The sequence below is a fragment of the Gordonia sp. PP30 genome (genome assembly GCF_023100845.1).
Lineage (GTDB): Bacteria > Actinomycetota > Actinomycetes > Mycobacteriales > Mycobacteriaceae > Gordonia.
The window spans coordinates 690589-704008 of sequence record NZ_CP095864.1 but is presented as its reverse complement, the minus strand read 5'-3'; the positions used below and the strand labels follow the sequence as shown (position 1 = coordinate 704008).

Here is a 13420-nt window from a genome sequence, read left to right as displayed (position 1 = left end):
CGCGGATCAGTCGTCCTCGTCGAGGATCTCGTCGACCATCGAGCCGACCGTCGGAGCGAAGTGGCCGGGCCCGAAGCGCGGTTCGCCGTTCACCTTGAGCCGATACCGCTCCAGCTGACGGCGCACCGGATCCTTCATCTCGGCGAAGACCAGGTCGATGCCGTGTTTGGAGAGGTAGTCGTCGAGTTCCACCAGCTCGTCGATCGCGGAGGAATCGATGTCGGTGATCGGCTCGCAGGCCAGCACGACGGTCGCGATCTCGCGGCCCGCCGACCGCGCCGCCTTCACCTCGCCGCGCACCCAATCGTCGAACATCGCGCCGTTCGCGAAGAACAGCGGGGCGTCGAACCGCAGGATGAGGGTCGCCGGGACGCGGCGCGCGTTCGGGTAGCTGGCGAGGTCGTGATAGCCGCGCAGGCCGGGGACGTCGCCCAGCTCGGTCCGGTACGGTCTCGACACCGAGTAGACGAACGCGAGGACGGCCAGGCCGATCGCCACCAGGATGCCCTGCAGCACGCCGAGCACCGCGACACCACCGAACGCGACGACACTGATCAGGCCCTCGACCCGGTCGATCCGGAACAGTTCGATCACCGCGCTCACGTCGACCAGCGCGAGCGCGGCGGTGATCACCACCGCGGCCAGCGCCGACGACGGCAGATACCGGGTGATGCCCGGGACCAGCAGCAGCGCGAGCAGCACCAGCAGCGCCCCGGTGACCGACGACAGCTGACTCCGCGCCCCGGACGATTCGGCGACCGCGGTCCGCGAGCTGGAGCCGATCGCCGGGAACCCGCCGAAGAAGCCGGCCGCGACGTTCGCGAGACCGACGGCCCCGACCTCCTGGTTGCCGTTCACGGTGTATCCGGCCCGCGCGGCGAAGGTCCGCGACAGCACGCTGGTGTCGGCGAACGCGATCAGAGCGATACCGGCGGCCGGAACCATCAGCTCCACCCAGTCGTGCCAGATGCGCGACGGCAACTCCGGGGTCGGCAGCCCCGGCGGCATCGCCCCGACCACCGGCACGTCGTGCTGCCACGCCGCCGCGGCCAGGAAGATCATGGCGCCGACCACCGCGATCAGGACACCGGGAATCGCCCGGCGCCACCATTTGAGCAGCAGGATCACCGCCAGGGCGACCACCCCGATCGCCGCCGCCTTCGGCTGCACCTCGCCGCCCACGATCCCCTTCCAGTCCTCGACGATCACCTCGACGATCGACGCCCCGTCCCCGGAGAAGCCCAGCAGCTTGGGCACCTGGCCCAGCACCACCACCAGCGCGATCCCGTTGAGGTAGCCGATGCGGATCGGTTTGGCGAGCAGCGTGGTGAGGAAACCGAGCCGGAACAGCCCGGCCAGCACCAGGATGATGCCGACCTCGATCGCCAGCACCCCGGCCAGTTCGACGCGCCGCGGCGAGCCGGCGACGGCGAGCGGCACGATCGCGGCCGCGATGATCGGCGCCAGCGCCGAGTCGGGGCCGAGGACCAGGATGCGCGACGGTCCGATCACCGCGTACACCAGGATCGGGATGATGGTCGCGTACAGACCGGTGACCGGCGGCAGCCCGGAGACCTCTGCGTAACCGAGCCCGGCGGGGATCATCAGCGCGGCGACCGCGACGCCCGCGACCAGGTCACCGCGCAGCCAGCCGAACCGGTAGGCCCGGACGGTCGCCAGCGCCGGCAGCCCACGCGTCAGGTACCGGACACTCCGCGTTCCCCCGCGATTCATGGAGCGATCATCCCGCACCCCGGCGACCGGCGCGGCCCGATCGGGCCGGGCACGACGGTCAGTCCGGCAACGGCACCGCGGCGATCGCGACGGTCCCGCCGCCGGTGCGCTCGGCGAAACTCAGCGTGCCGCCGACGGCGGCGAGTCGTACCCGGCGCGACGACAGCCCCAGATGCCCCTCGGCGAGCCGGGCCGCGAGCCGCTCCGGCCGCACCTGTTCCGCGGGCATCCCGACACCGTCGTCGACGACGACCAGCCGCGCACCGCCGTCGTCGTCGACTTCGAGAGTCATCTCCACTCGCCGCGCCCGGGCGTGCTTGACGACGTTGGTCAGCAGTTCCCGGGCGGTCGCGTACAGCACCTCGTCGATCGGCGACGGCCCCGGCGGCCAGGCGGCGGTGTCGACGATCACGGCCAGGCCCGGCGCCGCGGTCGACGTCGCCAGATCCCCGAGCGCCACCGCGAGTCCGTGCTGTTCCAGCACCGCCGGATGCAGCGAGGTCAGCGTCGAGCGCAGCAACCCGGACGACTCCCGCAGCGCCTCGTCGACGCGGTCGGCCGCCGCGGAGTCCCCACGCCGGACGGCACCGAGTTCGCCGCGCGCGGCGAGGACATACTGCAGCACGCCGTCGTGCAGGGCCTCGGCCAGGTCGCGGCGGGCGCGCCGGTCGACGCTGAGGACGTCGTCGAGCAGTCGTGCACGGTCGGCGGCCAGCCCGGCGATCGTCTCGACGCGGGACCGCTGCAGCCGGGAGATGCCGATCGCCCCGACGGCGAGTCCGCCGATCACCAGGGTGTGCAGCAGGACCAGTGACCACGGCTCGCCGTTCGCCGGGCGGGCGGCGACGCTCGCCCCGAAGAACACCATGGTCGCCGGGATCGCGACGGCCGCGCAGATCACCGGCCGCAGCTGGGTGGCCGCTGCCATCGGGATCAGCGCGAAGCCGGTCAGCAGCACGTCGGACGTCCAGCTGATGGTGTCTGAGTAGGCGGCCAGCACCGCGACCGCGGTGACCGCGGCGAGGTCGACGAACAGCGCCGACCAGGCCCAGTGCAAGGTCCGCGGCCCCGGGTGCCGGGCCGGGATGACGGTCGCCACCGCCCAGGCGAGGTAGCAGCCGACGACGGTCCAGATCAGCGCCACCCAGCTCGCCGGCGGGTCGAGGAGGACGGCGAGCACCAGGAACACCGCGAGGAACAGCCGCAAGACCACCTGCACGCGCATGCCCAGCAGGGCGTGATCGGCGTGAATCCGATCGATCTCCGGTGACGCGCTCATTCGATCAGGCGCCGCCGCATGCCCTCGGCGACGGCCGCCGCCCGGTCGGAGACACCCAGCTTCTGGTACAGGTTCGCGGCGTGCGTCTTGACCGTCGACGCGCCGATGTAGAGCTCGCCGGCGATCTGCGGGATCGACAGTCCCCGGGCGAAGCCGTCGAGCACCTGCCGTTCCCGTTCGCTCAGCGCCGGCGCCTCGGGGCCGGCCTGCTGCCGGATCTGCGCGACGAGCCCGCCCGCCAGCTCGGGCGGCAGCACCGTCTCACCGCGCGCCACCCGTTCGACGGCACCGACGATGGCGTCGCGGTCGGCTTCCTTGGACAGGTACCCCGACGCGCCCTCGCGCAGTGCCTCGAAGACCACCGCCGAATCGGTGACCGCCGACAGCAGCAGCACCTTGGTGGGCAGCCCGTCGCGCACCACCGCGTGCACCAGGTCGACGCCCGTCATCCCGGGCATCTGATAGTCCACGACGGCGACCTCGGGCCGCAGTTCAACGATCAGGGCCAGGCCGATGCGCGCATCGGCGGCCTCCCCGACCACCGTCATCCGGCCGCTGCTCGTCAGAGCACGGGAGACTCCGTCCCGGAAGAACGGATGGTCGTCGACCACGACGACGGAGATCGACCTGGGCGCCATGCCCGGTCACCCTACTCGCCGGGCCACCCCGCCCTCCCCCGATCGGGGGAGGGCGCGATCAACCGGGCGATCCACCCGTCGGGGGACTCCGCGAAGCCCCTACGCCCGGCAGAGTCATAGGTGTCAGAAACAACGACGGCCACCACCCCACAAGGGCACCGGTCACCAGACAGGGAGACACACCATGACCACCCGGAACACCACCATCAAGACCCGCACCGCCGCCGTGATCGCCGGATTCGGCGCCCTCGCCGCCGTCGCCACCGGTGCTGCGGCCGGAGCCGCCCACGCCGGTACCTTGCCGGCCGGCCAGTCCACCGTCGCGATGACGCTGACCAACCACACCGATCGCACCGAGTACCTCGCCGGCGCCAACCCGGGCAGCGGCCACTGGATCAACGCGCCCCGCCGCACGCTGGCGCCCGGGGCCAGCGAGATCGTCACCGCCGCCGCCCCGCACGCCCAGGCCGTGACCGTCGACTACCGGATCGGCACCGCCGGACCGCACGCGATCTACCAACTCGTCAACACCCCGGCCGGCGCCAACACCAATGCCACCGGCACCACCGGCGGCCACTACTTCATCAACGCGAACCTCAGCAGCGGCTACCCGCACACCAACGTCGGCTACGACCTCTGGTGAGCCGTTCGTGATCGACGGAGACCGCGGAGAGGACCCGGTCCGGGGGCACCGCGCCCCCGGACCCGGTCTGTCGTGCGCGGTGCTCGGGCGGCGGCCGCACCGGCCCACTGACCGGAGTGCGCCGATCCGAGACAATTCGGCCGGAGCCTGCTCAGTCGAGAATGTCATCGAGACGGTCGGCGCCGTCGAGTAGGCGACGCGGCCACCGGCTGAGCTGTTCGGAAGTCGCGGACCGTACTTGATGAGCGCTTCCCGGTGATCGGGACGCTGTTTTCTCACGCTTACGGGTCGGTCTGAGCCGGGTGAGCCAGCCTCGGCCGGCTCGGCGTCGATGGCTCTGCCGTTGCCCCCTTGGCGACGATGATCGGGACGCCCGGCCGGGCCAGGCAAGCAGGACGGCCGCAAGCAATCTACTCGAAAGTAAGTTCTATCCAGCTGTTGTATTCACATCTTGGTGTGCGTATTCTGGGGGTAGGGGAAGAACCATCTACCGTCGGCCGGCAAAGGGGGTCCGTGATGAGTGACGATGACGTGTTCGACGCCCGCGGTCGTGTGACCGGCCTGTCTCCCGCCGAGTTGGTCGCGGTGATCGATGCCGCCGAAGAATCTCTCGCGGACGCGCCGCTGGCTGCGCTGTCCGAGGATGGGTTGCTGGATCTGTTGGAGTCGCGGGAGCAGGCCCGCCGGAAAGGTGTCGGGGTCGACGCAGCCGTGTTCGTGGAGATCTCCGACCGCGGCGCCTGCCGGCGCGCCGGATACAACACCATGCACCAGTTGCTGACGCAGGGCCTGCGTATCGGGGAGGGCGAGTCCCGGAGGCGCCGGGTGGTGGCGGCCTCGATCGGCCGGTTCACGGCGATGACCGGCCAGCGTCTGGATCCGAAGTTCCCGGTGACCGCGGCCGCGGTGGCCGACGGGGCGATCGGTGAGACGCACGTGTGGGTGATCGAAGAAGTGATGGACAAAATCCCCACCTCGGTCGACCCGGATGAGAGGGTGAAGGCTGAGGCCATGCTCGCCGACGCCGCCCGGCGGCTCAATCCGTCCGGAGTGACGATGGTCGGGAACCGGATCCTGGCCCACCTCGATCCCGACGGCACCCTCGCCGACGACAAAGACCGGCAGCGGCAAGCGAAGTTCCGGCTGTCGGCGCAGGACCGGCAGTTGATGTCGGCGGTGCAGGCCCGGATGACGCCGCAGTTGCGGGCGGAGTTCGAGGTCGTGTTCGTCCAGTGGGCCGCTCCCGGCATGAACAACCCGAACGATCCCGACTCCCCGCACGGTGCGGCCGATCAGCCCGGCCTGGACCCGGCCGTTCTGGCCGCCGCTGCCGAGCGTGATACCCGGTTGTTGGGGCGCCGCCAGCATGACGCGTTGCTGGCACTGTTGGCGTGGGCCAACGCCCAGTTCTCCTTCGCCAAGCCCGACAGTCTGCGCAATCAGATCGTGGTCACCGTCACCGATGAGGACCTCGCCCGGCACGCCGGGATCGCCTGGACCACCACCGGCACCCGCATCCCGGTGTCGGATCTGGTGACGATCGCCGCCGACGCCGTCCCCTACCTCGCGGTCTTTTCGAAGGCCACCGGGCAGCCCCTCTACCTCGGCCGCGCCCACCGCCTCGCGTCGCGCGCGCAACGCTTGGCGGTGTTCGCCCGCGACCGGGGCTGTACCGCGCCGGGCTGTACCCGCCCGTTCACCCAGTGCGAGATGCACCACATGCCCGACTGGCAGGACGGCGGTCCCACCGACGCCGATCACCTCGGCGGGGCCTGCGGGACACACAACCGGTGGAACGGCAAACAACCCGGAACCTGGGAATCGACCGTCCTCACCGACGGCCCCGACAAAGGCCGCGTCGGCTGGCGGCCCGCCGGACGCGCCGGGCCGTGGATCATCAACCCCCTGTTCCACCCCGACAAACTCCGCACCGGCCCAGACCTCCCGGCCGAAGACCGCTCCCCACCACCGACCGTGAACCACCGGCTCGGCGAGACCAGCGAGCGGGCCGGAGGGCTTGGCGTCGAGGCTCCTCGCCCCGACATGCCCGTCGCACCCGCACGCGCGGACACCACCGGCTCCGGCGTCGAACGCCTCCTAGAACAGCACCTGGCCGCCTGACCACCACCACGGTGGCCAGGCCGCCAGGGCGTACACGATTACCGGTAGCGACCCGGCACACCAGCAGCGGTCCCCCGAGCACTGCCACTACCCGCGAACGCCGCCACGTCCATCACCGACACCGGGAATCACTCATCTAAGGCGCGAGTCGTCTCGTCGACGGCGCCGAGGCGCATCTCGAGACCCCGGCCGCCTGTCGAACGCCGTCTCGAATAGATCGTTGAGCCGGTCGGGCCCCCGGGGACCCCGACCGAGTCGGAACGACTTTCCGCGGTCGGGGGTGCGTTTCGACTCGATCTCGCCTTGCGGCTCGATCGGCTCAACGGGCGGTTGGGGCGTGGCGAACCGATTCCGGTGGACAACTCCGATTCCGCCGCGAAAACGGAGCTACACCGAAACCGGGGCCGTCTCGGCGGCGGCCTTGGCCCACCGGTAGTCCGCCTTGCCCGCCGGGGTGCGGCGCACCTCCTCCACGAACACGACCGTGCGCGGCACCTTGTATCCGGCCAGCGACGTCCGGCAGAACTCCTGCAACTCCGCCAGGGTCGGTTCGGCTGCACCCTCGGCCACCTGCACGACGGCCGCGACGCGCTGCCCGTACTTCGGGTCGGGGGCCGGGACGACGAGAGCGTCGGCCACCGCCGGATGCCCGTGCAGCGCGGCCTCCACCTCCTCGGCGTAGACCTTCTCGCCACCGGTGTTGATGCACTGGCTACCGCGGCCGAGGAACACGATGTTGGCCTCGTCGTCGAGATAGCCCATGTCGCCGAGCACGGAGATCCGGGTGCCGTCGGCCATCGTCGGGAACGTGCGGGCCGTCTTCTCCGGGTCCTTGTAGTAGCCGAGCGGAATGTTGCCGACCCGCGCGATGTAGCCGACCTCGTTCGGCGTGGTGATCCGCTCGAAGTGCTCGTCGACCACCATCATCCGGTCGGTCGGCGGCACCTTGAGGTTGCCGTTCTCGTCGATCATGATCTCGCCGTCGTTCCCGGACTCGGACGCGCCGAAGTTGTCGCGCAGCACGAGTTCCGGCTTCACCGCGGCGAACCGGTCGCGCACGCTCTTGCTCCAGATGGCACCGCCGGAGGCGATCATGAACAGCGACGAGTAGTCGACGTCGCCTGCCCGCTTCTCCATCTCCTCGACCAGCGGCATACCCATCGCGTCGCCGACGATCAGGATCATCTGCGTCTGGTCGCGCGGGATGTTCGCCACGATGGACTCCGGATCGAAGTCGCGTTCCAGGATCAGCCGCCCGCCCAGGCTCAGGAAGGTGAACAGCGAGTACGACGCGGCGCCGTGCATCAGCGGCGCCGCGATCAGGAACGCCAGCGACGGGAAGTTCGCCACCTCGCGGCCCAGTTCCTCGTAGCTCTCCCGCGCCGGACCGTACGGGTTGCCGCCGGAGATCGGCTTGCGGAAGAAGTCGTCGTGCTGCCAGACCACGCCCTTCGGGTAGCCGGTGGTGCCGCCGGTGTAGATCAGGTACAGCTCCTCACCGTTGCGCTGCGGGAAGTCGCGCTCGGTCGACTGCTCGGCGACGTCGCCGAAGTCCACCAGCGTGACCGACTCGTCGGCGTCGACGGCCGAGCGCAGCGCGTCGGTCGCCTCCCCGATCACGACGACGACCCGCAGGTCGGGCAGGCTCGGCAGCAGTCCGGCCAGCATGTCCTGGTGCTCGGGCAGCTCGACGAAGACGGCCGCCGCGTCGGAGTTGGTGAAGATGTACTCCAGCTCGGGCGCGGTGTAGCGATAGTTGACGTTGACCGGCACCGCCCCGATCTTCAGCATGCCGAGCAGTGCGAGGACGTGCTCGACGCTGTTCTTCAGGTACAGCGCCACCTTGTCGTCGCGGCCGATCCCATTACCGGCCAGCAGGTGCGCGACCTGGTTGATTCGCGGGTCCATCTCGGCGTAGGTGTAGCCCGTCCCCTCGTAGGTCAGCATCACCCGGTCCGGCACCGCATCGGCGACGGTCTCGAAGACGGAAGCGAGGTTGAACTTCATCGTGGTTCTCCTTGCGAGGGCTGGATCGGTCAGTCGGTGGTCAGGATGAGGCCGGAGGTGGGGACGCCGGTGCCGGCGGTGACCAGGGCGGAGCGTGCTCCGTCGACCTGGTTCACCGAGTCGCCGCGCAGCTGGCGGACGGCCTCGGCGATGCCGTTCATGCCGTGGATGTAGGCCTCGCCGAGTTGTCCCCCGTGGGTGTTCAGCGGGAGCCGGCCGCCGACCTCGAGCGCACCCGGCTCGGCGACGAAGTCCTTCGCCTCCCCGCGGCCGCAGAAGCCGAGTTCCTCGAGCTGCATCAGCGTGTACGGGGTGAAGTGGTCGTACAGGACGGCGACGTCGACGTCGTCGGGTGCGAGTCCGGCCTGGGCCCACAGCTGACGCCCGACCAGGCCCATCTCCGCCAGCCCGGCGAGTTCGTCGCGGTAGTAGCTGGTCATGATGAACTGATCGCGTCCACTGCCCGAGGCCGCCGCCGCGATCGAGACCGGACGTTGCCGCAGGTCGGCGGCCCGTTCCGGCGAGACGACGACGATCGCGACGCCGCCGTCGGACTCCTGGCAGCAGTCCAGCAGGTGCAGCGGCTCGGCGATGTACCGACTGGCCTGATGGTCCGCCAAGGTGATCGGCTTGCCGTAGAAGAAGGCCTTCGGATTCACCGCGGCGTGCTTGCGGTCGACGACGGCGATGCGCCCGAAGTCCTCGCTCGTGGCCCCGTACTCGTGCATGTAGCGCCGCGCGACCATCGCCACGAACGCCGCCGGGGTCGACAGACCGTGCGGATAGGAGAACGCGTTGTCGGTGCCCGACGAGTTCTCCTGGTTCGCGACGGCCGCGTTGACCTGGCCGAACCGGTTCCCTGACCGCTCGTTGAAGGCCCGGTAGGCGACGACGACGTCGCACACTCCGGTCGCGACGGCCATCGCCGCCTGCTGCACCGTCGAACACGCCGCACCGCCGCCGTAGTGGATGCGGGAGAAATAGGTCAGTTCGCCGATGCCGACGGCCCGCGCGACGGCCACCTCCATGTTGGTGTCCATGGTGAAGGTCACCAGGCCGTCCACCTCCGCGGCGGTCAGGCCGGCGTCGGACAGTGCCGCCTCGACGGCCTCGGCGGCCAGCCGGAGTTCACTGCGCCCGGACTTCTTGGAGAAGTCGGTGGCGCCGATCCCGGCGATGGCGGCCTGCCCGGACAGGTTGCGGGTCACTGTTCCTCCAGGGTGAAGGTGACCGTGGAGATCACATGCTTGCCGAGCGGGTTGGTGCCGGTCACCGCGACCTCGACGGTGTCTCCGCACTCCGCCTCCGCACCCGCCCCCTGAGCCTCCCCGCCCGCCCCCTGAGCTTGTCGAAGGGTGACCACCTCACCGGTGAAGGTGAGCGTGTCGTGCGCGTACCAGGGCACGCCGAGTTTCAGCGTGATCGACGCGATGCGGGCGCGGGGACCGGCCCAGTCGGTGACGAACCGCTCCACCAGCCCGGTGTCGGTGAGGATGTTGACGAAGATGTCCTGGGAGCCCTTCGCCTGCGCGAGGTCCCGGTCGTGATGGACGTCCTGGAAGTCGCGGGTGGCCAGCGCCGTCGCGACCACGAAGGTCGGGGTCGCCTCGATCGTCAGGGGCGGCAGGGTGTCGCCGACGCGGATCATCGTGCCCGCCAGGCGTAGAGGGTCCAGTCGTCGAAGTCGAGGAATTCCACCTCGACGTCCATGCCGATCTGGACATCGGCGGGATCCACGCCGCGCAGTTCGCCGAGCATCCGCACCCCTTCCTCGAGTTCCACCAGCGCGACCACGAACGGCAGCGACCTGCCGGGCACCTTCGGCGCGTGATGTACGACGAAGCTGTACACGGTCCCCCGCCCGGAGGCCACCGCGTAGTCGGTGGGCGGGAACTCGCCGTCGTCGCCGCGGGGCTTCCAGGTGGCCGGGATCGGTGGATGGCGGAGGGTGCCGTCGCCCTGCCGCTGGATGCGCAGCTCGTGGGCGGCGACGCCGTCCCAGAAGAAGGCGGTGTCGCGGGAGACGGTGGGGCGGATCATCGCCGACGGGTCCAGGTCGGTGCGGTCCCGAAGCTGTTCCGGCGCAAGGTCTCGACGAGGTGGTTCCTGAGCGGAGTCGAAGGGTGGTTCCTGAGCGGAGTCGAAGGGTTGTTCCTGAGCGGAGTCGAGGGGCTCGACCGGCGTAGGCCGCGCGGCGGGCCGGAATTTGAGGATGCGGAAGTTCATCTCGGCCACCGTCTCGTCGCCGACCCGCCAGGTGTTGCGGGTGGTGAAGAACCAGCCCTCGCCGAGCGCGGTCTGCTTGGGGCCGGCGACGTCGATGAGCTCCGCGGAGAGCGTCACCTCCTCGCCGGGTCGCATGTAGCGGTGGTAGACGGTGTCGCAGTTGGTGGCCACCACCGACGTGTAGCCGGCCGCGTCGAACAGTTCCGTCGCGCGGCCGAGCGGATCGTCGTCGGCGCGCACGCCGTGCAGACCGCGCATGGTCCACACCTGCGCCATGGCGGGCGGGGCGACGACGCCGGGATGCCCGGCGGCGCGGGCCGCGTCGTCGTCGACGTAGACCGGATTGGCGTCGCCCATCGCTTCGACCCAGTTGTGGATCATCGGCCGGTTGATCGGATCGCGGCCGCCGATCGGCGCGCTCGGCCCGGCCGTCATGATCTCGCGGGCGGCGGCTTCGATCTCCGCCGGCTGAGCACCGTCGAACCCCGCCGGCCGAGCACCGTCGAAGCCGGTCATCGCTTGCTCCTCGGCAACCCGAGCCCGGCCGTCGCGATCATGTCGCGCATCACCTCGTTGACGCCGCCGCCGAAGGTGATCACCACGTTCCGTTTCGCCTGGATGTCAAGCCATTCGGCGAACGCGGCGGTGGCCGGATCGGTCAGGTCGCCGTAACCGGCGAGGACGTCGTCGATCATTCGGTAGATCGCTTGCAGCCGCTCGGTGGCGAACACCTTGGTGGCCGCGGCGTCGGCCATCGAGATCTCCCCCGAGCTCGCGACCTGCCAGTTGAGCAGTTCGTTGAGTCGCTGGTAGGCGCCGATCCGGGCGACCGTCCGGCGCACCTCCTGCTGGCAGATCACCGGCCGTCCGTCGTAGGTGGCGCCGGTGGCCCAGGCCCGCAGACGGTCGGCGAGGCCACCGATACGACCGGCCGGACCGAGCATCACGCGCTCGTGGTTGAGCTGGGTGGTGATGAGCTTCCAGCCGTCGCCCTCCGCGCCGACCCGCATCGCGACCGGTACCCGCACGTCCTGGTAGTAGGTGGCGTTGACGTGGTGGGCGCCGTCGGCGGTGATGATCGGGGTCCAGGAGAACCCCGGATCGGTGGTGTCGACGATCAGGATCGAGATACCCCGGTGCTTCGGGGCGTCGGGATCGGTCCGGACCGCGAGCCAGATGAAGTCCGCGTCGTGCCCACCGGTGGTGAAGACCTTCTGGCCGTTCACCACGTACTCGCCGCGGTCGGCGTCGAGCACGGCGCGGGTGGTGAGCGAGGCCAGATCGGTGCCGGCCGCCGGCTCGGTGTAGCCGATCGCGAAGTGCACGTCACCGGCCAGGATGCCGGACAGAAAACGTTCCTTCTGCTCGGGTGTCCCGAACCGTTGCAGCGTCGGACCCACCGTCTGCAGGGTCACCGACGGCAGCGGGACATCCGCGCGCACCGCTTCGTCGGTGAATATCTGCTGCTCGATCTCGCCGAATCCCTTGCCGCCGTACGCCTCCGGCCAGCCGACGCCGAGACGGCCGTCCGCGCCGAGTTGCTTGACGATGCCGCGGTAGGCGGCACCGTGCCGCTGCGTCCGCAGTTCGGCCTCGTCCTCCGGCGAGATGAGGCCGGCGAAGTAGTCCCGCAGTTCGGCGCGCAGGTGCCGCTGTTCCGGGGTCAGTTCGGGGAACACGCCGCCTCCTTCACGGTGACGTCAGCGAGCGCATCGAGTGCGGCCGTCGGGCCGCCTGCGAGTCGTGCCAGGTCCTTGGCCAGCGAGAAGTACCGGTGCAGCGGGTAGCTGCGGTCGACGCCGATCCCGCCGTGCAGGTGCGTCATGGTGCGCAGCGCCGCGGGCAGTTCGGCGGCCAGCCAGTACGACGCGGTGGCCAGATCCTCGTCGGCATTGCGCCCGGCGGCCAGCCGCCAGGCCGCCGAGGTGGCGATCAGGTGCAGTGTCCGCGAGACGACGTAGACGTCGGCGAGTTGCTGCCCGACCGCCTGGAACGCCGCGATCGGCTTCCCGAACTGCTGCCGCTCGCTCACGTGCGCGGCGGTGCGCTCCATCGCCCCGGCCAGCAGTCCGTCGGCGTAGGCCGCGCACAGCGCGCGATACACGTCGCCGAGCGGCGCACCGTCGAGCACGGCGGCCGGCTGCGCACCGTCGAAGGTGACCGCGAACTCCGCGGCCCCGGTGGACGACGGCGTGCGCGTCAGGAGCACGCCTGGCGCGGACGGATCGACGACGGCGGCGCCGCCGGCGATCTGGACCAGCAGCGCACCGGCGCCCTCGGCGAATTGGACGCCCACCGCGGTCCCGGACAGCCGTCCGGCGGCGTCGAGCGCGAGGCGCGACGGCGCACCGGGAGCCGGGTTGCGCTCACCGAGTGCCACCGCGAACCAGCCGCCGCCGGTCACGACCGGCGCCCAGCGACGCGCGGCCTCGTCGTCGTGCGCCAGCGCGGCGGTGCCGGTGAGCGTGGCGATCAACGGGGTGACGACGGCCCCGCGGCCGGCCCGCACCGCGAGCGGCGCCAGCGCATCGAGAGCGAGCCCGTCGCCACCGGCGGTCACGGGCAGGCCCAGCACGGTGAGCCCGGCGCCGGTCAGCGCCGCCCAGGCGGCCCGGTCGAAGCCGTCGGCGTCGAAGGCAGCCGTCCAGTCCGGACTCAGCCTGTTCACCACCTCGTCGGCCGCCTCGGCGACCGCCGCTCCCGCCTCATCGAGGGTGAAGTCCACCCGATCCTCCCAAGTGCTCGCCGCGAAGAAGTTAGAACACGTTCTAT

Annotated in this window: 11 protein-coding genes; 2 read left to right on the top strand and 9 right to left on the bottom strand. The window is 70.6% G+C overall.

The window, feature by feature from the left end; translation table 11 throughout:
* Nucleotides 1–6 precede the first annotated feature (6 nt).
* The 3 genes from MYK68_RS03200 to MYK68_RS03190 are packed head-to-tail and all read right to left on the bottom strand — an operon-like array spanning nucleotide 7 to nucleotide 3651.
* The gene (locus MYK68_RS03200) at nucleotides 7–1734 is read right to left on the bottom strand and encodes a SulP family inorganic anion transporter (protein WP_247866286.1); all 1728 of its coding nucleotides are present in this window, start codon (nucleotides 1732–1734) and stop codon (nucleotides 7–9) included.
* Nucleotides 1735–1792: 58 nt separating this feature from the next.
* Entirely contained in the window at nucleotides 1793–3013 is a 1221-nt protein-coding gene (locus MYK68_RS03195; protein WP_247866285.1) for a sensor histidine kinase, read from the bottom strand.
* Nucleotides 3010–3651 (bottom strand): response regulator, encoded by a 642-nt coding sequence (locus MYK68_RS03190; protein ID WP_247866284.1) that lies wholly within the window; start codon nucleotides 3649–3651, stop codon nucleotides 3010–3012. The genes MYK68_RS03195 and MYK68_RS03190 overlap by 4 nt, the downstream gene beginning before the upstream one ends.
* Nucleotides 3652–3835: 184 nt before the next feature.
* Between MYK68_RS03190 and MYK68_RS03185 the strand changes: the two genes are divergently transcribed.
* Together MYK68_RS03185 and MYK68_RS03180 are read left to right on the top strand one after the other, a co-directional pair.
* On the top strand, nucleotides 3836–4294 hold the full coding sequence (locus tag MYK68_RS03185) for a hypothetical protein (protein ID WP_247866283.1): 459 nt from the start codon (nucleotides 3836–3838) through the stop codon (nucleotides 4292–4294).
* 516 nt (nucleotides 4295–4810) lie between these two features.
* Nucleotides 4811–6415, top strand: coding sequence for an HNH endonuclease signature motif containing protein (locus MYK68_RS03180; protein WP_247866282.1), 1605 nt, complete (start codon nucleotides 4811–4813; stop codon nucleotides 6413–6415).
* A 387-nt stretch (nucleotides 6416–6802) separates the two neighbouring features.
* Here the strand turns inward: MYK68_RS03180 and MYK68_RS03175 are convergent, their stop codons facing one another.
* From MYK68_RS03175 to MYK68_RS03150, 6 genes are read right to left on the bottom strand one after another with little or no spacing between them, the layout of a single operon-like run.
* Nucleotides 6803–8422: an AMP-binding protein gene (locus MYK68_RS03175; protein WP_247866281.1), complete on the bottom strand. Its 1620-nt coding sequence runs from the start codon at nucleotides 8420–8422 to the stop codon at nucleotides 6803–6805.
* A gap of 29 nt (nucleotides 8423–8451) precedes the next feature.
* Nucleotides 8452–9630, bottom strand: a complete 1179-nt coding sequence (locus MYK68_RS03170) for a lipid-transfer protein (RefSeq protein WP_247866280.1) — start codon at nucleotides 9628–9630, stop codon at nucleotides 8452–8454.
* Entirely contained in the window at nucleotides 9627–10070 is a 444-nt protein-coding gene (locus MYK68_RS03165) for a MaoC family dehydratase (RefSeq protein WP_247866279.1), read from the bottom strand. The genes MYK68_RS03170 and MYK68_RS03165 overlap by 4 nt, the downstream gene beginning before the upstream one ends.
* On the bottom strand, nucleotides 10067–11164 hold the full coding sequence (locus tag MYK68_RS03160; protein ID WP_247866278.1) for a bifunctional MaoC family dehydratase N-terminal/OB-fold nucleic acid binding domain-containing protein: 1098 nt from the start codon (nucleotides 11162–11164) through the stop codon (nucleotides 10067–10069). The genes MYK68_RS03165 and MYK68_RS03160 overlap by 4 nt, the downstream gene beginning before the upstream one ends.
* Nucleotides 11161–12327, bottom strand: coding sequence for an acyl-CoA dehydrogenase family protein (locus MYK68_RS03155; RefSeq protein WP_247866277.1), 1167 nt, complete (start codon nucleotides 12325–12327; stop codon nucleotides 11161–11163). Before MYK68_RS03155 ends, MYK68_RS03160 begins: the two co-directional genes overlap by 4 nt.
* Nucleotides 12312–13373: an acyl-CoA dehydrogenase family protein gene (locus MYK68_RS03150; RefSeq protein WP_247866276.1), complete on the bottom strand. Its 1062-nt coding sequence runs from the start codon at nucleotides 13371–13373 to the stop codon at nucleotides 12312–12314. Before MYK68_RS03150 ends, MYK68_RS03155 begins: the two co-directional genes overlap by 16 nt.
* Nucleotides 13374–13420 lie beyond the last annotated feature (47 nt).

What these genes read in the sequence shown, in the direction of transcription:
- MYK68_RS03200 (WP_247866286.1), bottom strand. Translation starts at nt 1,734, where the DNA reads ATGAATCGCGGGGGAACGCGGAGTGTCCGGTACCTGACGCGTGGGCTG.
- MYK68_RS03195 (WP_247866285.1), bottom strand. Translation starts at nt 3,013, where the DNA reads ATGAGCGCGTCACCGGAGATCGATCGGATTCACGCCGATCACGCCCTG.
- MYK68_RS03190 (WP_247866284.1), bottom strand. Translation starts at nt 3,651, where the DNA reads ATGGCGCCCAGGTCGATCTCCGTCGTCGTGGTCGACGACCATCCGTTC.
- MYK68_RS03185 (WP_247866283.1), top strand. Translation starts at nt 3,836, where the DNA reads ATGACCACCCGGAACACCACCATCAAGACCCGCACCGCCGCCGTGATC.
- MYK68_RS03180 (WP_247866282.1), top strand. Translation starts at nt 4,811, where the DNA reads ATGAGTGACGATGACGTGTTCGACGCCCGCGGTCGTGTGACCGGCCTG.
- MYK68_RS03175 (WP_247866281.1), bottom strand. Translation starts at nt 8,422, where the DNA reads ATGAAGTTCAACCTCGCTTCCGTCTTCGAGACCGTCGCCGATGCGGTG.
- MYK68_RS03165 (WP_247866279.1), bottom strand. Translation starts at nt 10,070, where the DNA reads ATGATCCGCGTCGGCGACACCCTGCCGCCCCTGACGATCGAGGCGACC.
- MYK68_RS03160 (WP_247866278.1), bottom strand. Translation starts at nt 11,164, where the DNA reads ATGACCGGCTTCGACGGTGCTCGGCCGGCGGGGTTCGACGGTGCTCAG.